Source organism: Roseobacter weihaiensis, from assembly GCF_020622345.1.
Taxonomy (GTDB): domain Bacteria; phylum Pseudomonadota; class Alphaproteobacteria; order Rhodobacterales; family Rhodobacteraceae; genus Roseobacter; species Roseobacter weihaiensis.
This window is the reverse complement of record NZ_JACNMO010000011.1, coordinates 131,259-148,709: the sequence shown is the minus strand read 5'-3', so window position 1 is coordinate 148,709 and position 17,451 is coordinate 131,259. Positions and strand designations below refer to the sequence as shown.

The following is a 17,451-nucleotide window of genomic DNA, read 5'->3' as shown; positions in this document are numbered from 1 at the left end:
CTATGCCTTACGAATACGAAAAAGACGGTGCCGCCATCTATCTGGAAAGCTTTGCCACCATTCGGGCCGAGGCGGCGCTGGCTGGATTTGCGCCAGACGCGGAACAGGTGGTGGTGCGGATGATCCATGCGGCGGGGATGGTGGGGCTCGAACGCCATGTCAGGGTCGCACCCGGCATGGTGGCGGCGGCACGGGCGGCGCTTGAAAACGGCGCGCCGATTTTCTGCGATGCCCATATGGTCAGCGAAGGTGTCACGCGCAAGCGCCTGCCTGCCGAGAATGAGGTGATCTGCACGTTGCGCGACCCGCGTGTGCCGCAGCTGGCGGCTGATCTGGGAACCACCCGGTCGGCGGCGGCGCTTGAGTTGTGGCGCGACCGACTGGAGGGGTCGCTGGTGGCCATCGGGAACGCGCCGACCGCGCTGTTCCACCTGCTGGAGATGCTCGAAGACCCTGCCTGCCCGCGCCCCGCCGCCATCATCGGCTGCCCGGTGGGTTTCGTGGGCGCGCGCGAAAGCAAGGAGGCGCTGTGGGCGGCCAATCCCGCCCCGTCGATCATCGTGAAGGGCAGGCTGGGCGGCAGCGCCATCACGGTCGCCGCGATGAATGCGATAGCGAGTCGGACCGAATGACCGCGAAGCTCTATGGAGTGGGGTTGGGGCCCGGCGACCCGGACCTGATGAGCGTGAAGGCGAACCGCCTGGTGCGCAATACCCGCGACATCGCCTTTTTCCGCAAGGCGGGCCGGTCGGGGCGGGCCTGCAAGATCGTCGAGGGGATGATGCCCGAAGACGCCGCCATCTTTGCGATGGAATATCCCGTCACCACCGAAATCCCGCTGACCGATCCTCGGTATAACGAGGTGCTCTCGGCGTTTTACGCTGACTGCACCGCCCATCTCGAAGCCTTGGTGCGCAGTGGCAGGGATACGGTTGTTCTGTGCGAAGGAGACCCGTTCTTCTACGGCTCTTTCATGCATCTCTACACACGCCTCAAGGACCGTATTCCGGTCGAAGTTGTCCCGGCGATCACCGGCATGTCCGCCGCCTGGACAGCCTCGGGCGCGCCGATCACCTGGGGGGACGATATCCTCTCAACCGTGATGGGCACCCTGAGTGAGGACGCGCTCACCCGCGCCATGACGGAGGCGGATGCGCTGGTCGTCATGAAGATCGGGCGCAACCTGCCCAAGGTGCGCCGCGCTTTGGCCGCCGCGGGCAAGGCAGATCGTGCGGTGCTGGTGAAATACGCCAGCATGGAAGGGCAAGAAGTCTGCCGTCTTGCCGATTGCGATGCCGAAACGCTGCCTTATTTCTCGATCATCTTGGTCCATGGGCAGGGCCGCAGACCATGAAAGGGTGGCTTGCCATCGCAGGATTGGGGCCGGGGGCTGACGTCCTCGTGACCCCTCAGGTGACCGAGGCCATAGAGCAGGCCACCGATGTCGTCGGCTATATTCCCTATGTGCGCCGCATCTCCCCGCGTCCGGGGCTGACGCTGCATGAAAGCGACAACCGGGTGGAGCTTGAACGGGCCAGACACGCCCTGCAGATGGCAGAGGCGGGGCGGCAGGTTCTGGTGGTCAGCTCAGGCGATCCGGGTGTCTTTGCCATGGCTTCCGCGGTTTTTGAAGCGGTGGAGGCCGGGCCTGCCATCTGGCGCGCCCTTGATATCCGGGTGCTGCCGGGCATCACCGCGATGCTGGCTGCCGCCGCGCAGGCGGGTGCGCCGCTTGGGCATGACTTCTGCACGATCAACCTGAGTGACAACCTCAAACCCTGGTCGGTGATCGAAAAGCGCCTGCGGCTGGCCGCCGAGGCGGATTTCGCCATGGCGTTCTACAACCCACGTTCCCGCGCCCGGCCCGAGGGGTTTGGGCGCGCCCTGGATGTTCTGCGCGAGACCTGCGAGCCTGAACGTCTGGTGATCTTTGCCCGTGCCGTCTCGACCCCGGATCAGCATATGTGCGTCGCGACCCTTGCGGAGGCGACCCCCGAGATGGCCGATATGCGCACCGTTGTTCTGGTGGGATCGTCGCTGACCCGTCGGATCGAGCGCGAAGGCGACCCCATCGTCTACACGCCCAGATCGGTGCATGTATGAGCCAGCCACCGCAAAACGGCCTTGGGTGTTGCGACTTCCATCCGGTCCGGCAGGGCCGGGCGGTCGATCATGATGACCGGCAGCTTCAGCGCGCGGGCTGCCGCTATTTTGGCGTAGGCTCCGGTGCCACCTGCATTTTTCGACACGACGATCTCGATGCGGTGGTGTTGCATCAGGGCGCTGTCCTCGGCCTCCCGGAAAGGGCCGCGCGAGACGAGAACCTCGGTCCGGGGCAGCGGCAACGCGGTCTTTGGCGGATCGACCAGCCGCAACAGGTAGAAATGCTGCGGATTGGGCGCGAAGGCTGCCAGATGCATGCGCCCGACGGCGAGCATGACCCGCGCGGCGGGACGCTGCAGCGCCTCAACAGCCCCGGCGATATCCGCAACAGAATGCCAGATATCGCCGGTTTGCGGTACCCATGCCGGACGGGTCAAGGCCACCAGCGGCAGATCCAGTGCCTTGGTCGCAGCCACCGCGTGTCGGCTCATCTGCGCGGCAAAGGGGTGTGTGGCGTCCACCACATGGGTGATGCTCTGATCTTTCAGGAAGCTCATCAGTCCGGCCACCCCGCCAAAACCGCCAATCCGCTGCGGCAGCGGCTGGCGCACCGGGCGGTCCACACGACCGGCAAAGGACACGATACCGCGAAGACCCGCGTCGGCCACCGTTTTGGCCAGAGCCGTGGCTTCGGTGGTGCCGCCCAGTATCAGCAGGTTCGGCGTCATGGCTGAGGCCCCTTGGATCACGATCATCGGTCTGGGCGAAGATGGACCGGATGGCCTGTCCGGTGCAAGCCGCAAGGCGCTGGAGGCGGCAGAGGTGATCATGGGGTCCAAAAGGCATCTGTCTTTGCTGTCGGATGTGCGCGTCCCGCAGATCGCATGGCCGGTGCCCTTTGCCGATGGGATCGCGCGTCTGAAGACCCTCAAGGGACAAAGGGTGGCTGTCCTGGCATCCGGTGATCCGTTCTGGTTCGGGGCGGGCAGTGTGATTGCGCGTCATTTCGCGCCCTCCGACTGGCGGGCCTTTCCGGGACGGTCCACCTTTTCGCTGGCGGCAAGCAGGCTGGGCTGGGCACTGGAAAAAGTCGTGTGCCTCGGTCTGCATGCATTGCCACTCACGCAACTGCGGCCGCATCTGGCGGCGGGCAGGCAGATGCTGGTGCTGCTGCGCAACGGAGAGGCCGTTCAGGAACTGGCAGACTATCTGGAACAACAGGGCTTTGGACAAAGCACACTGACGGCCTTCGAAGCGCTCGGCGGGCTGCGCGAAAAGGTGACACGCCTGAGGGTGCAGGACGCGGACCAGCACAGCTTTGCGCACCCGGTCTGTGTCGCGGTGGAGGTGGCAGGCATCGGGCCGGCGCTGCCCTGTGCATCAGGTCTGGAGGATCGGCTTTTTGAAAGCGACGGCGTGATGACCAAGCGCCCCGTGCGCGCGATCACCCTGTCAAGCCTGGCGCCCAAACCGGGAGAGCTTTTATGGGACATCGGTGCGGGCTCGGGCTCGGTCGCGATTGAATGGCTGCTCTCGCACCCCGCGTGTCGGGCCATTGCCATCGAGCCCCGCGCCGACCGTGTGGCGCTCATCAAGTCCAATGCCCAGAACCTCGGCGCCGACCGGCTTGAGGTCGTCGTGGGGCAGGCGCCTGACGTTCTGGCGGGGCTCGCGGTTCCCGATGCGGTTTTCATCGGCGGCGGAGTATCCGAGGAGATGATCGGAGCGCTGAGCGCCTGTCTGTCTGCCGGAACCCGTGTGGTGGCAAATGCCGTGACACTTGAGGGCGAAGCGCTGTTGACGCAGCTTCAGACCGACCGGGGTGGGGGTTTGATGCGGATAGAGATTGCAACCGGACACCCGCTCGGGTCAAAACGGGGCTGGAAGCCTGCCTATCCTGTGGTGCAATGGAGCGGGGTGCTGTGATTGTCGCGGGCTTTGGATTTCGGCGCTCGGTCACCCGGGACAGTCTTGAAGATGCGTTCAGTCTGGCCTGCGCCGGGCTGCAACCGGATGGCGTTGCGACAGTTGAGGGGAAAGCCGTGGAAGATGTGTTTGTTGCCTTTGCAAAAGGGCACGACCTGGCGATGCTGGCCGTGACGCCCGCGGCCTTGGCAGCGCAGCAGACCGTGACGCAATCCGACGCGTCTCGGGCCGCCCACGGCACGGGGTCCGTCGCCGAAGCAGCAGCGCTGGCCGCCGCAGGCGCGCGGGCCCAGTTGCTTGTCATGCGGGTCATATCCACAGATGGTCGGGCGACCTGTGCCCTGGCCCAAGGAGAGGACAGATGACGGTTCATTTCATCGGCGCGGGGCCAGGGGCGGCGGATCTGTTGACGCTGCGGGGGAGGGACCTGATTGCGTCCTGTCCGGTGTGCCTTTATGCCGGATCGCTGGTGCCCGAGGCGGTACTGGCGCATTGCCCCAAAGACGCCCGTATCGTGAACACCGCGCCGATGGACCTTGATGCGATCCTCTCAGAGATCGCAGCGGCAACGGCGCAGGGGCAGGATGTGGCCCGCCTGCACTCGGGTGATCTGTCCGTCTGGTCCGCGATGGGCGAACAGATCAGACGGCTCAAGGCCCTGGACATCCCCTATACCGTCACCCCCGGTGTGCCGTCATTTGCCGCTGCCGCGGCCAGCCTGGGGCAGGAGCTGACCTTGCCGGGGCTCTCGCAGTCGGTTGTGCTGACCCGCACGCAAGGCCGCGCCTCCACCATGCCGGAGAGGGAAACGCTCGCCAATTTCGGCGCGACAGGCGCGACCTTGGCCTTGCATCTGTCGATCGGCAATCTGGCGCGGGTGGTTGAAGACCTTACGCCGCACTACGGTGCGGATTGCCCGGTGGCCGTTGTCTTTCGGGCAACCTGGCCTGATGAAAAGATCATACGCGCCACGCTTTGCACCATTGAGGTCGCGTTGGATCCCACAATTGCCCGCACCGCGCTGATTTTCGTGGGGCCGTCGCTCGCGGGCGAAGGCTTTGCCGATAGTAAGCTCTATGCGGCGGAGTATGACCGGCGGTACCGTCCGCAAACAGCGGATAGCCCCTGGTCTGAATGGAGGCATGGCGATGATTGAGACGCCCCCCGGTGTTCTGATTTCCGCGCCCTCTTCGGGGACCGGCAAAACCACAGTCATGTTGGGGCTGTTGCGCGCGCTGCGGGATGAGGGGTTGGTCGTGCAGCCCTATAAATCGGGGCCCGATTATATTGACCCGGCCTTTCATCGGGCGGCCTGCGGGCGGGCTTCGTTCAATATCGACACCTGGGCGATGGATGACAGGCTGCTGAATGGCATCGCCGCGCAGATGAACGGTGCGGATATCTGTATCGCGGAAGGGTCGATGGGGCTTTACGATGGCGTCGCGACAAAAGGTCAGACCGGCTTTGGCTCCAGTGCCGAGACCGCCAGACGGCTTGGCTGGCCGGTGGTGCTGGTTGTGGATGTGGGCGGACAGGCGCAATCGGCTGCCGCCACCGCTTTGGGGTTTCAGACCTATGCGCCCGATCTGCCTTTTGCGGGGGTTATCCTGAATCGGGTCGCAAGCCCCAGACACGAGCGTCTGGCGCGTCTGGGGATGGATCAGGCGGGGATCACGGTTCTGGGCGTTTTGCCCCGGCGCGGTGATCTGACGCTGCCGGAGCGGCACCTTGGTCTCATTCAGGCGGTCGAGCATCCAGACCTTGAAAGCGCCATCGCGGGCTATGCCGATTTCCTGCGCGAGCATGTCGATCTGGCCGCGATCCGGGCCGCTGCCAATTCTGTGCGCGGGGGGCAGACCGGCAGCTTGCCCTCCCCGCCTGCGCAACGGATTGCCCTGGCGCAGGATGCTGCGTTTTCCTTTACCTATCCGCATTTGCTCAAGGGGTGGCGCGACGCGGGGGCCGAGATCAGCCCGTTTTCCCCCTTGGCGGATGAGGTGCCGGACCCGACAGCAGATCTGGTCTGGTTGCCGGGGGGGTATCCTGAATTGCACGCAGGCAGGCTGGCCGCTGCGCAGTGTTTTCTGACCGCTTTGCGGCGTCATGCCGAGGCAAGACCCGTCCATGGGGAATGCGGCGGGTACATGGCGCTCGGGGAGGCGCTCATCGACAAGCAAGGCCACCGGCATGCGATGGCGGGCCTGCTCGGACTGGTCACGTCCTACGAAAAGCGCAAGTTTCACCTTGGCTACCGCCGCGCAGTCCTTGGGGCGGCCATGCCGGGATTTGACGCAGGCCAGGCGCTGCGGGGGCATGAGTTCCACTACTCCACGATTCTGGCGCAACCGGACGCGCCACTGGCGGAAGTCTTTGACGCCGACGGCCAGCCTGTGCCCGAGACTGGCTCTCATCGCGGCAAGGTCACGGGCACCTTTTTCCACCTGATAACGCCGGAGGCGGCATGAGCGGCTTTGTCTCCTTTGTCGGCTCCGGGCCGGGCGACCCGGACCTGCTGACGCTCAAGGCGGTGGACCGTCTGAAAAGGGCGGATGCGGTTCTCTTTGATGATCTGTCCTCCGGGCCGATCCTGAAGCATGCCCGCCAAGGGGCGGACCTGGTGGGCGTTGGCAAGCGGGCGGGGCACCCGTCGCCGCGCCAGCATCATGTGAGCCGCCTGCTGGTCGACTACGCGCAGGCCGGCGGGCGTATCGTTCGGTTGAAATCCGGCGATAGCGGCCTTTTCGGGCGTCTGGAGGAAGAGCTTGTGGCACTGCGCGAGGCGGGCATCGACTACGAGATCATTCCCGGCGTGCCCTCGGCCATCGCGGCGGCGGCGGCCTGCGGTATACCGCTGACGCGCCGTCTGACCGCGCGCCGGGTACAGTTTGTGACGGGGCACGATGCAAACGGAGACCTGCCGCAGGACATAGACCTCGCCGCGCTGGCGGATGCGACCGCCTGCACCGTGATCTTTATGGGCAAACGGACCTTTCCGGCACTTGCCGCCAGCCTGATCGCACGAGGGTTGCCCTCCGACACGCCTGCCATACTGGCCGAAGCGGTCGGCACGGATGAACAGCAGGTGACCCGCAGTACGGTCGGGGGCTTGTCCGCCACCTTGTCGCAGCAGATCGGATCAAAACCGGCGCTGATCCTTTACGGCCCTTTGGCAGAGGCCTGACCGCACCATGATCGAACAGCTCTGGCTCATCGGGATCGGCACCGGATCACCTGAACATATCACGCGGGAGGGGGCAAAGGCGCTCCGAGAGGCCGCTGCTGTTCTGTTGCCGCGCAAGGGGCCGGGCAAGGATGATCTGGCCACGCTGCGGCTGAACATCCTGCAAGATGTCGGCTCGCCAGCGCAGGTGCTGGATTTTGACATGCCGGTGCGGGACGAGACGCTGCCCTATCAGGCCCGCGTTGCCAAATGGCATGACGAAATTGCGCAGATTTGGGAAAGCACGCTGGCGGCGGCAGAGGTCGAAGGGCCGGTTGCCCTGCTGGTCTGGGGAGACCCCGGCCTTTATGACAGCACCTTGCGGATAGCGGGTCGGTTGTCGCCGAAACCTGCGCTGCGGGTGGTGCCGGGGATCACGGCACTACAGGCGCTGACGGCAGCGCATGCGGTGCCTTTCAATACCATCGACGGCAGTGTCTGTGTTACGACCGGCCAACAGTTGCGGGAAAACGGGATGCCTGCCGGGGTGGAGACGGTCCTGGTGATGCTTGACGGGCAATGCAGTTTCCAATCGCTGGAGGAGCGACCGCTTTACATCTGGTGGGGGGCTTTCCTCGGCATGGAGGAACAGCTTCTCAGGGCCGGGCCGCTCCATGAGGTCGGGTCCGGGATCGTCAAGCTGCGCGCCGAGGCTCGCGCTACGCATGGCTGGATCATGGATACATACATGCTGCGGCGGACCCCGGACTGACGCGCGGCGGCAGCCCCCCTCAACAGACCAACAAGAAGCCCCAACCGACGGACCGGGCCCAAGCCGAAGCGCGCGCGTCGAGGCCGGCGCAGGGGGTTTTAGCGCAAAGGCCGACCTATTTTTCGAAGACCATCCGCACTGTCACCGGTGCGACCCGCGTGATGCTGGGCAGGCTGGCCAGCTCCATCAGTTTGTCGATGCCCGGATCAATGCCGAGATCCGCCGTGGACAGCATGATCAAATCCGCGGTTGTCACCAGCACGCGGTCCTCAGCCAGACGCGCCACAAGCAGGTTCGCGTCCACATAGCTCTCAATGCCCCCAAAGGTGAGCGTACCTTCCATCTCGACGACCTTGGTGTCCCCGACCTCTATCCCGGTCACGGCGTCCAGATCCACCTGGCCGGTCAATACTGCCTCGGCTTCACCGTCCTGAAACACATGCTCCATCATCCGTTCATTGCGGATGTCGATGTAAGTTTCGACCGAGGTTACATCGATGGAGATTGAAATCTCGCCTGCGTCAGAGACAGTGCCGGACACGCTTTGGAATTGGTGAACCTCGCCCGTATCATCGCTTTTGATCGAACCGAAAGCGACGATGGATGCCTCATCAACGGACGTCCAACCGGTATCGCTGCCCGCAAGAGCAAACGTCGTCATCAAGGCTGTGGCACATAGAAAAGTGGTTATGAATTTCATTGTCGTTCCTCCCGAACAGTTGAGAACATCTCGTCCCGATCAGGACACCGTATCGCAAATGGAGACCAGAAGAGGCTTTTCTTTGCCACCTGTCCCCGCCTCTACAGCGGGGCAACCAGGCCGGGCTCATGCGAAAACATCTGTCCTTGCGTGAAAGATGTAGGGCGTCAGCGACATTTGGCGATGGGGGCGGCTCAGCTTTGCTGAGAGTCGCGCGCCTTGACCGAGCGTCGGAGCAGGCGCAGATCAACAGCCACAAGGGCCGTGACCAGCAGCAGGCTGCAACAGATAACCCATTTCGACAGATTGCCCATTGTGCCTTCGATCTGGAGGGCATGGATCACGGTCGACACGATCACGATGCTGCCGATGCCGTGGTGAATGACCTTCCACAAAGAATAGTCCAGCCCCAATCTGCGGCGGGCTGCCGCCAGCAGAGCGACGAAAACAGTGCCCCACATTGCGATGACGCCAAAGACCGAAAACGGTGTGGGCGATCTCAGAAAGAGCGCATCCAAGGTGTCCGGGGGGCTGGTCAGATACAGCCCGCCGACATGGACGAAAATCGCGATAACGATGCCCAGACCGACCCGGCGATGCCACCGGCGCGCTTGCATCCGCGCCAGTCCCGGCAGGTAGTGACCGGCCAGAAGGGGCTGAACCAGAAAGAGGCCGAGGCAGAGGATGCCTGCAAAACCGCTTGCGATATAGGCAAACTCTCTGCTTGGCAGATAAGGGCTCAGAGCGGCGACCAACATCGGGGTGATGACCAGCCCGGCAAGCCCGAGCCAGACGGCTGCCGTCACCAAACGCCCTTGAGGTTTCCGCATGTGGTCTAGGCGGGCGCCAGGTTGAAATCCGCTTGCAGGGATGTGTCACTGGCGCTTGGCATGACCGGGCGCAGGAAAACGGTCTCGAAGTCGTCATCATCATAGGCCAGATGGGCGTGCGGCTGGCCGAAATTCGGGACGATCTGCTCCATCTCCAGGGAATAGGACCCATCCGCCTGTGTCAGGACACTGCCGTGATTGCGCGGTTCTCGTTCGCCCCCCAGCGTTGTTGCGGCCCAGATCTGGATGCGGACGCCCTCCAGCGGCTCACCTGTCCCCGCGCGGCGGACGATCCCGGACATCTGAAAGCCCGAGCCGAGCCGGTCGACCAATGGCGCATTGGGTCTGTAGTTGTTGCTGCCGCCACGCATCGTCTGTGTTGGCGCAAAGCTCTGTGCCATCGCGGGGACACCGCCCGCCATCAATCCAAGGCCTGCAACCCCATATGAAGCCGTTCTCAGAAAGGACCGACGATTGTAGAAAGGTATTTTCATTTCCAATTCTCCTAATCTGTCTTCTTGCGGTTTCGGCTTTTGTCGATTGCGCGACTTTGTCAGCCTTGGATAAAACGTCCGGTTTGGTCTTTGGGGTGTGCGGCCCGTTGTGCATCCAACCTATGGCCATTGTCCGTTTTTTCCAACCGATCCTGCCCAATTTATCGTGAGCTCGGGCTTTGAAGGGGCTGCCGCGCTGGTCGATCGACTAAATCTTCCGCCGCGCTCTGTGTTGCGGATCGGGGCGCAGGCCTCGCCAAGAGGAGGTCAAAAAGCAAAACAGGCTGGCGTTCTGGGGCCATAGCGCGGGGCTGCAACTCCGCCAGGCCGACAAACTTGACGAGAAACCGTGCTGCAATTGACCAAGTGAGCCTGATAACTCTATACTAGAGCTATGCATGCTCTCACACATCAAAGTGGGGCGCACGCGCGGAACTGATTTTGCGAGGCAAATAGGTTGGCAAATTATTCATTTTGGGTTCTGGGTGAATCCAATATTTCGTTTACAGGTGGTGCCGAATTGGATGGCATCTTTCAGGGTGACGGTCGCAATATTGTCGGGGAGACAATGACGATCAATTCAACCAATTCCACCGAAGTTTTCATCCGCGATGCAGGAACTGAAACCAAGTTTGCCGACAATGACAGGCAGCAGAGATTGGATGGCGACACGACCATCGACGGCGTGACCTTTCGCGACAATACGATTGTCGAAGCCGAATATCAGTTTGTGGTGCAAGACGACAGAACGGGTCAGCAGTTTAAGATGCTCGCGGTCAATTTTGTCAATTCTTCCCGGACTTATGCCACGGATGAGGCGATCGCTTTTATCACAACGCCGCCCCCGGTGGGGGTCCCGCTGCGCGTTATCAGCGCAGAAGAGGGCCCGAAAAATAGTGGTCCGGACGCGATCGATGAAAGCCTGATCGTGCCTATTTGTTTTGCCGGGGGGACAGAAATTGAAACCGCGCGTGGGATAATCGGGATCGAGAACCTGCTGGCCGGAGATCATGTCGTGACCCTGGAGGGTAGGTTGAGTCTGCTGAAAAAGGTCTTCCGAACCCGCATCTGCCGGGCGCAGCTTGCGGAAAACCCCAAGCTTCGACCGGTTCGGATCGTGGCCGGTGCCTTGGGGCGCGGATTGCCGACGCGCGATCTGGTCGTCTCGCGCCAGCATCGGATGATGCTTTCTTCCGAGATTGCCCGACGCATGTTCGGTGCGCGCGATGTGCTAATTCCCGCGATCATGCTGACGCAGATCCCCGGTATTTTTGTGGAGGATGAGGCAGACTACGTTGATTACTTCCACCTCTTGTTTGACAGGCACGAAGTGATTTTCGCAAATGGAGCGCCCTCCGAAACGCTCTTTACCGGTCCGGAGGCGTTAAAATCTGTCTCTCCGCAAGCGCGGGATGAGATTTTGTCAATGTTTCCTGAACTGGCGCAGCCTGGCTACACACCAACGCCCGCGCTGCCGATCCCGGGGGCACAGCAGCAAAAGCAGCTCGTCGCAAGGCATTTGAAAAACCGCCGACAGTTGTTGGCGAGTTTTGCAGCCTGAGGATGCATGGCCTGCCCTGTCGCCTAGAATCCCAAAGCTGGCGGTCTGAGGCTCCCTCCTATTCGTTTCTTATCCGGCCAAAAGTAGACATGCGATTGATATGATCAAGTCGCTCAAGGTTGACGACGGTAGAGAGCATCAACCTGTCCTGGCTCCAGTCTGCTGGGCGCTGGATGGCCACTGCAAAGAGCGCAATTGCCGTGACCAGGGGCAGGACCAGCGCCAGAAAGACAATACGGGGGTGGGCGAGCTGCCGGGTGTTGAGAAGCGATAGAATGCGATTTTCCAGAAAGCTCCTTTTGCCCTCTCGCAAGGCGGACCTGTCGGCCGTGACCAGTGTTACCTTGGGGACGGCGATGACAAAATCCCGGTCTCGCCGCAGGGTTTTCTGACAGACCGACAACAGCGTGTCGCAGTAAACCCGAATGTCGATCAGGCCCCGTCCAAGGACCGCACTGTCGCAATTGAACTCGCGCAACTCTTCAACCTGCCGCTTCCAGGCGTGGTAGGCGGGGTTGAGAAAGAAAAAGGGTTTCAGCGCCTCCAGCAGAATTTCCCATTCCAGATCGCCCTGCCGGATATGTTGAAACTCATGCGCGATGGACACCTTCAACTCATGATCGTTCGCCAGCATATGAGAGGGCAACACAACGTAGTAGGTCCACAGACCACGTGTCGAAAAGGGCACCATTGTTCGGTCGGAAAGGCAAAGGCTGATGCGGCCAAACCGACGCCAGGCATAGCTGCCCGCCACAATCCTGTGCAGACAGAATACGGAAAAGAACAGCCGCACGGTGCCAATGGCAAAGCCAGCCAGAAAGGTGCCGATGACAGCCCAGGCCAGCCAGCCCACCCCGCTGACCACATTCAGCGTGAAGGTATTGCGCAGCGCGACCAGCTCTTCAAAGGCCGAGGCTTTCATTTCAAACCCGCCGTTCAGGTAGTAGGACACGACAAAGTCCGACAGATTGAGGTTGAGGCCCTTGGCAAGCCCGGCACTTTGCAGGCTGCCGAACGCTGCGGCGATCAGCGGCGCGCAAACGATGGTGACAAAGACGGTATTGAGCAGTTTGAGCTGCGTCGCAAATGCGTTCTTGAGCCCTATCCGGGCCAAGGTCACACGGGCCGCGACCCAGATGACATAGGCAAAGCAGAACAGGATATTGGCATTGATGAACGCATCGAGAACGGCATCAACCGGTATCATTTTTCAACCTCCGATCAACCAGTGCCCGGATTTGCCCCAATGCCTCTTCTGTCAGCTCATCGTCATTGACCAGACGCGCCACCAGCGAGGCGGGCGTGTCATCAAAGAGCTTCATTGAGAGATCTTTTAGTGAGCGGGATTGATAGGTGTCCTTGGCCAGAGACGGTTTGTAGACATGCTGCTTGCCGGATTTTCGACTGGTGACGAATCCTTTTTGTTCCAGGATGCGCAGGATGGTTGCAGCAGAGGTATAGGCCAGATTGCGGTCTTCGGGGAGTTGACTGAGCACATCGCGCACTGTTCCCTCCCCGAGGGCCCAGAGTTCGTTCATGAACTCCAGTTCAACTTCCGTCAGAAGCTCTCTTTTCTTTCTCTCTCTCATTCCCATTCCGTCCCCGGGCACCGCTCACTGGTTAACCCTGCTGAGTAAATACTATGACCGACAAGGTCCAAAGGCTTTTCTTACACCTTTCGGAAACAAAAGATCGCCCAGCACACGGATATGCCCAAGGGCCACCAGAGCGGCTGACCAATCAGCCCAAGCCAGGCCAGAAAGATATAGGCCGTGCCCAGCAGTGAGATAAAGAGCCGGTCGCCACGCGTGGTGGTCAGCCCCAGAATGCCGCGCCGCTCATCGCCGCCGGGGCGGCGTATCTCCAGAATGGTGAGGATGGCCATGGCGCCAAAAATCCCGCAAAAGAGCAGGAAGGTCGCCGGCGTCCACGCCATCCAGAACGCAGGCCAGAGGGGCTCTGTCCAGGAAAAGCCGGTTTCTTCTTCCTGTTGGGCGACATTTCCCCAGCCCTGTGCAAGGGCGGGAGTGGTCCAGAGGAGGCTGAGGGCCGCGAGAAGTCTTTTCATCACACCCTCCCCAGGGCAAAGCCCTTGGCGATGTAGTTGCGGACAAAGTAGATCACGATGGCACCGGGGATGATCGTCAGTGTCCCGGCGGCGGCCAGCAGGCCCAGTTCATACCCGGCCGATGATGCGGTTTTGGTCATCGTCGCGGCGATGGGCTTGGCCGCCACGGCGGTGAGGGTCTTGGCCAGCAACAGCTCCACCCAGGAGAACATAAAGCAGAAGAAGGCCGCGACCCCGACCCCGGCCTTGATCGTCGGCAGGAAGATCGTGACGAAAAACCGCGGGAAGGAATAACCGTCGACATAAGCCGTCTCGTCGAGCTCTTTCGGTACACCGCCCATGAACCCCTCAAGAATCCAGACGGCGAGCGGAATGTTAAAGAGGCAATGTGCCAGCGCCACCGCCAGATGCGTGTCAAAGAGCCCGACCGAGGAGTAAAGCTGAAAGAACGGCAGCGCGAAGACCGCCGCCGGGGCCATGCGGTTGGTCAGCAGCCAGAAAAACAGCTGCTTGTCGCCCAGAAACCGATAGCGCGAGAAGGCATAGGCTGCGGGCAGGGCCACGCAGATCGAGATCACCGTGTTCAGCGAGACGTAGATGATCGAGTTGATATAGCCCCAGTACCACGTCGGATCGGTAAAGATGACACGGTAATTGTCCAGCGTCACCGTCTCGGGAAAGAGGCTGAAGCCCGCCAGGATATCATTCGTGGTCTTGAAGCTCATGGCCACCAGCCAGTAGATCGGCAGCATCAGGAAGATGATGTAGAAAATGGGAATAAGCGCGCGTTTTCTCATTTCTGATCGTCCTTGGTCATGAGGGTGTAAAAGAGCCACGAGACCAGCAGCGTGATGGCAAAGTAGATCAGCGACATCGCGGCAGCAGGCCCGAGGTCGAACTGACCCAGCGCGATCTTGACCAGATCAATCGACAGCAATGTGGTCGAGTTGCCCGGCCCTCCACCGGTGAGCACGAAGGGTTCGGTGTAGATGTTGAAGCTGTCCATGAAGCGCAGCAGGATGGCGATGGTCAGCACGGTTTTCATCTTGGGCAGCTGGATGTAGCGGAATACTTTCCAGGGGCTGGCCCCATCGATTTTCGCAGCCTGATAGTAGGCATCCGGGATCGAGACGAGGCCCGCGTAACACAGCAGCACCACAAGCGACGTCCAGTGCCAGACATCCATTACGATGATGGTGATCCAGGCGGCCAGCGGGTCCTGGGTCATGTCGTAGCGCACGCCCAGCACGTCGTTCATGAAGTACCCCAGCATGCCCACCTTGGGCAGGGCAAAGATGTTCCACATCGCCCCCACGACGTTCCACGGGATCAGCATGGGCAGGGCCATCAACACAAGGCAGACCGACACCCAGATGCCTTTGCGTGGCATTGCAAGTGCGATGATGATCCCAAGCGGGATCTCAATTGCGAGGATCATACCGGTAAAGAGGAACTGCCGCCCCAAAGCGGCGTGAAACCGATCCGAGCGGAGGATCTGTTCGAACCAGTCCAGCCCCTGCCAGAAAAAGAGGTTGTTGCCGAAGGTCTCCTGCACCGAATAGTTGACGACCGTCATGATCGGCACCAGCGCATTGAAGGCCACAAGAAACAGCACGGGCAGCACGAAGAACCATGCCTTTTGATTTTCGGTCTTCATCTGCTTGCCTCCGTTGCGATCCAGCCGTCGCGGTAGAGCCGGGTCTGGTCGGTGCGAAAAGCCAGATGCACCGTGTCGCCCTGGGGCGGGACCTCGCCCTCGACGATGGCCTTGACGGGTGTGTTGCCGACCATCGCCTCGACCACCGCGTGTCGGCCCACGTCGGAGACCTTGCGCACCTGTGCGGGCAGGCCGGCGTCGGAGAGCGAGACGAACTCGGGACGGATGCCCACTTCGGTGTGGCCGCCGGTGCCTTTGACAGCCCCTTCAAAGGCGATCTGATGCCCCTCGAACAGGATCACGCCCTCCAGCTCCAGAGCGGGCAGTACATTCATGCCGGGTGAGCCGATGAAGTGGCCCACAAACGTATGCTGAGGGCGCTCGAAAAGCTCCACGGGGGTGCCGATCTGCACGATCTCGCCGTCTTGCATGACGACCACCTGATCTGCAAAGGTCAGGGCTTCGGTCTGGTCGTGGGTGACATAGATCATCGTCGCGCGCACCCGCTGGTGCAGTTCTTTCAACTTTGAGCGCAGCTTCCACTTGAGGTGCGGGTCGATCACGGTGAGCGGTTCGTCGAACATCACCACATTCACGTCGTCGCGCACCAACCCGCGCCCCATGGAAATCTTTTGCTTATTGTCAGGTGACAGATGTGCCGCGCGGGTGTCGAGCATCTCTTGCACATCCAGCATCTCGGCGATTTCGGCGACGCGCTCGGCGATCTTGGCCTCGGCCACGCCGCGGTTGCGCAGGGGAAAGGCGAGGTTGTCGCGCACGGTCATCGTGTCGTAGATCACCGGAAACTGAAACACCTGCGCGATGTTGCGCTGGTCGGGGGGCAGGTCGGTCACGTCGCGGTCATCAAACAGGATGCGCCCCTCGGAAGGGACCAGCAGGCCGGAGATGATGTTGAGCAAGGTGGATTTGCCACAGCCTGACGGCCCCAGCAAAGCGTAAGCCCCGCCGTCCTGCCAATCGAGGTCGATTTCCTTGAGGGCATAGTCTTCGGGACCTGCGGGAGAGGGCAGGTAGGAATGGCGCAGGTTGGAAAGCGTGATTTTAGCCATCAGGCGACAAGGCTCCCGTCAGGTGCGAAGTAAAAGGCCTTGCTGGCGTCCATGAAGAAAAGATGCTCTTCGCCGACTTCGTAAGGATGCACCCCGTGGGCCAGCGACACCCAGCCATCCTCGCCCATCTGGAAATGTGCGCTGGATTCCGACCCAGACAGTTCCGTGACCTGGACAATGCCGTTCAGGCGGACATCCTCGGCAGATCCTTCGACCGGTGAGACGTGATGCGGTCTGATGGCCACGGTATAAGGGCCATCGGGCAGGTTCGCGGCCTCTCCGGCCATGGGCCAGCTTACGCCGGTTTTGAGCTTTGCTTCACGACCGGTCTTGGTGATGGTGGCGGAGTTGATGGGCGGGTCCGAGAACACGCGCGCCGCCGTCAGCGTGGCGGGCTTGCGGTAAATCTCCGCCGTTGTGCCGAACTGGGTAACATGGCCGTTGTCCATCAGGGCGGTCTCGCCCCCCAACAGCAGCGCCTCTTCGGGCTCCGAGGTGGCATAGACCACCACGGTGCCGCGCCCGGCGAAAAGCTCGGGCAACTGTTCGCGCAATTCCTCGCGCAGCTTGTAATCCAGGTTTGCCAGCGGTTCATCAAGGAACACGGCCCGGCTTTCCTTGGCGATTGCGCGGGCCAGCGCGCAGCGCTGTTGCTGCCCACCGCTGAGCTCCTGCGGGCGGCGGTGGAGCATCGGTTTCAGTTGCAGGATATCGGCGGCTTCTTCGACGCGGCCCTCGATCTCGGATCGGGCCATGCCTGCGACCTTCAGGGGGGAAGCAATGTTGTCAAAGACGGTCATATGCGGATAATTCACGAAGAACTGATGCACGAGGCCGATGTTGCGCTTTTGCGTCGACTGGCGGGTGACATCCTCGCCGTCCATCAGGATCTTGCCGGAGGCCATCGGGTCAAGCCCGGCCATCAGTTTGATAAGAGAGGTCTTGCCCGCCCCGGTCTGTCCCAGCAGCACGTTGAAATTCCCGGTTTTCAAGACCAGCGATGTCGGTTTGATATGCGTGATGCCACGCACCACTTTTGTGGCGTCTACCAGTTCGATACTCATGGTGTCCCCAGCCTCGGGCCGTTGGAGTCAAAGCGGCGAATGCACT

Annotated in this window: 21 protein-coding genes; 10 read left to right on the top strand and 11 right to left on the bottom strand. The window is 61.5% G+C overall.

Annotated elements, in window-relative coordinates:
- The first annotated feature begins 2 nt into the window (after positions 1-2).
- From H7847_RS14470 to cobJ, 3 genes are read left to right on the top strand one after another with little or no spacing between them, the layout of a single operon-like run.
- Positions 3-632: a precorrin-8X methylmutase gene (locus H7847_RS14470; protein WP_227270192.1), complete on the top strand. Its 630-nt coding sequence runs from the start codon at positions 3-5 to the stop codon at positions 630-632.
- Entirely contained in the window at positions 629-1,354 is a 726-nt protein-coding gene (gene cobI / locus H7847_RS14465) for a precorrin-2 C(20)-methyltransferase (RefSeq protein ID WP_227270191.1), read from the top strand. The genes H7847_RS14470 and cobI overlap by 4 nt, the downstream gene beginning before the upstream one ends.
- The gene (gene cobJ / locus H7847_RS14460; RefSeq protein ID WP_227270190.1) at positions 1,351-2,103 is read left to right on the top strand and encodes a precorrin-3B C(17)-methyltransferase; all 753 of its coding nucleotides are present in this window, start codon (positions 1,351-1,353) and stop codon (positions 2,101-2,103) included. The genes cobI and cobJ overlap by 4 nt, the downstream gene beginning before the upstream one ends.
- Here the strand turns inward: cobJ and H7847_RS14455 are convergent.
- Positions 2,076-2,831: a cobalt-precorrin-6A reductase gene (locus H7847_RS14455; RefSeq protein WP_227270189.1), complete on the bottom strand. Its 756-nt coding sequence runs from the start codon at positions 2,829-2,831 to the stop codon at positions 2,076-2,078. The two genes, cobJ and H7847_RS14455, sit on opposite strands and share 28 nt — an antisense overlap.
- Between H7847_RS14455 and cbiE the strand changes: the two genes are divergently transcribed.
- From cbiE to cobF, 6 genes are read left to right on the top strand one after another with little or no spacing between them, the layout of a single operon-like run.
- On the top strand, positions 2,830-4,029 hold the full coding sequence (cbiE, locus tag H7847_RS14450; RefSeq protein ID WP_227270188.1) for a precorrin-6y C5,15-methyltransferase (decarboxylating) subunit CbiE: 1,200 nt from the start codon (positions 2,830-2,832) through the stop codon (positions 4,027-4,029). The genes H7847_RS14455 and cbiE overlap by 2 nt on opposite strands.
- Positions 4,011-4,394, top strand: a complete 384-nt coding sequence (locus H7847_RS14445; RefSeq protein WP_227270187.1) for a cobalamin biosynthesis protein — start codon at positions 4,011-4,013, stop codon at positions 4,392-4,394. The genes cbiE and H7847_RS14445 overlap by 19 nt, the downstream gene beginning before the upstream one ends.
- A complete protein-coding gene (cobM, locus tag H7847_RS14440; RefSeq protein WP_227270186.1) occupies positions 4,391-5,185 on the top strand; it encodes a precorrin-4 C(11)-methyltransferase in 795 nt (264 codons plus the stop codon). Before H7847_RS14445 ends, cobM begins: the two co-directional genes overlap by 4 nt.
- On the top strand, positions 5,178-6,494 hold the full coding sequence (locus tag H7847_RS14435) for a cobyrinate a,c-diamide synthase (RefSeq protein WP_227270185.1): 1,317 nt from the start codon (positions 5,178-5,180) through the stop codon (positions 6,492-6,494). Before cobM ends, H7847_RS14435 begins: the two co-directional genes overlap by 8 nt.
- Positions 6,491-7,210, top strand: coding sequence for a uroporphyrinogen-III C-methyltransferase (gene cobA / locus H7847_RS14430; protein WP_227270184.1), 720 nt, complete (start codon positions 6,491-6,493; stop codon positions 7,208-7,210). Before H7847_RS14435 ends, cobA begins: the two co-directional genes overlap by 4 nt.
- A gap of 7 nt (positions 7,211-7,217) precedes the next feature.
- Positions 7,218-7,961, top strand: a complete 744-nt coding sequence (gene cobF, locus H7847_RS14425; protein ID WP_227270183.1) for a precorrin-6A synthase (deacetylating) — start codon at positions 7,218-7,220, stop codon at positions 7,959-7,961.
- A 115-nt stretch (positions 7,962-8,076) separates the two neighbouring features.
- On the opposite strand, the gene H7847_RS14420 is transcribed toward cobF, so the two are convergent.
- From H7847_RS14420 to H7847_RS14410, 3 genes are all read right to left on the bottom strand, one after another.
- Positions 8,077-8,661 (bottom strand): YceI family protein, encoded by a 585-nt coding sequence (locus tag H7847_RS14420; RefSeq protein ID WP_227270182.1) that lies wholly within the window; start codon positions 8,659-8,661, stop codon positions 8,077-8,079.
- 194 nt (positions 8,662-8,855) lie between these two features.
- Positions 8,856-9,467 (bottom strand): ferric reductase-like transmembrane domain-containing protein, encoded by a 612-nt coding sequence (locus H7847_RS14415; RefSeq protein WP_227270181.1) that lies wholly within the window; start codon positions 9,465-9,467, stop codon positions 8,856-8,858.
- Between the two features lie 29 nt (positions 9,468-9,496).
- Entirely contained in the window at positions 9,497-9,985 is a 489-nt protein-coding gene (locus H7847_RS14410) for a peptidase associated/transthyretin-like domain-containing protein (RefSeq protein WP_227270180.1), read from the bottom strand.
- Between the two features lie 568 nt (positions 9,986-10,553).
- Here H7847_RS14410 and H7847_RS14405 point away from each other — a divergent pair.
- Positions 10,554-11,546 (top strand): Hint domain-containing protein, encoded by a 993-nt coding sequence (locus tag H7847_RS14405; RefSeq protein ID WP_227270179.1) that lies wholly within the window; start codon positions 10,554-10,556, stop codon positions 11,544-11,546.
- 58 nt (positions 11,547-11,604) lie between these two features.
- Here H7847_RS14405 and H7847_RS14400 read toward each other — a convergent pair whose 3' ends face one another.
- From H7847_RS14400 to H7847_RS14370, 7 genes are all read right to left on the bottom strand, one after another.
- Entirely contained in the window at positions 11,605-12,753 is a 1,149-nt protein-coding gene (locus H7847_RS14400; RefSeq protein WP_227270178.1) for a M56 family metallopeptidase, read from the bottom strand.
- Positions 12,740-13,135, bottom strand: coding sequence for a BlaI/MecI/CopY family transcriptional regulator (locus tag H7847_RS14395; protein WP_227270177.1), 396 nt, complete (start codon positions 13,133-13,135; stop codon positions 12,740-12,742). The genes H7847_RS14400 and H7847_RS14395 overlap by 14 nt, the downstream gene beginning before the upstream one ends.
- A gap of 80 nt (positions 13,136-13,215) precedes the next feature.
- Complete coding sequence (locus tag H7847_RS14390) at positions 13,216-13,614, bottom strand: DUF2160 domain-containing protein (protein WP_227270176.1); 399 nt, start codon at positions 13,612-13,614, stop codon at positions 13,216-13,218.
- Positions 13,614-14,411 (bottom strand): carbohydrate ABC transporter permease, encoded by a 798-nt coding sequence (locus H7847_RS14385; protein ID WP_227270175.1) that lies wholly within the window; start codon positions 14,409-14,411, stop codon positions 13,614-13,616. The genes H7847_RS14390 and H7847_RS14385 overlap by 1 nt, the downstream gene beginning before the upstream one ends.
- The gene (locus H7847_RS14380) at positions 14,408-15,271 is read right to left on the bottom strand and encodes a carbohydrate ABC transporter permease (protein ID WP_227270174.1); all 864 of its coding nucleotides are present in this window, start codon (positions 15,269-15,271) and stop codon (positions 14,408-14,410) included. Before H7847_RS14380 ends, H7847_RS14385 begins: the two co-directional genes overlap by 4 nt.
- Positions 15,268-16,341 (bottom strand): ABC transporter ATP-binding protein, encoded by a 1,074-nt coding sequence (locus H7847_RS14375; RefSeq protein ID WP_227270173.1) that lies wholly within the window; start codon positions 16,339-16,341, stop codon positions 15,268-15,270. The genes H7847_RS14380 and H7847_RS14375 overlap by 4 nt, the downstream gene beginning before the upstream one ends.
- Complete coding sequence (locus tag H7847_RS14370) at positions 16,341-17,405, bottom strand: ABC transporter ATP-binding protein (RefSeq protein WP_227270172.1); 1,065 nt, start codon at positions 17,403-17,405, stop codon at positions 16,341-16,343. Before H7847_RS14370 ends, H7847_RS14375 begins: the two co-directional genes overlap by 1 nt.
- Between the last annotated feature and the right edge of the window lie 46 nt (positions 17,406-17,451).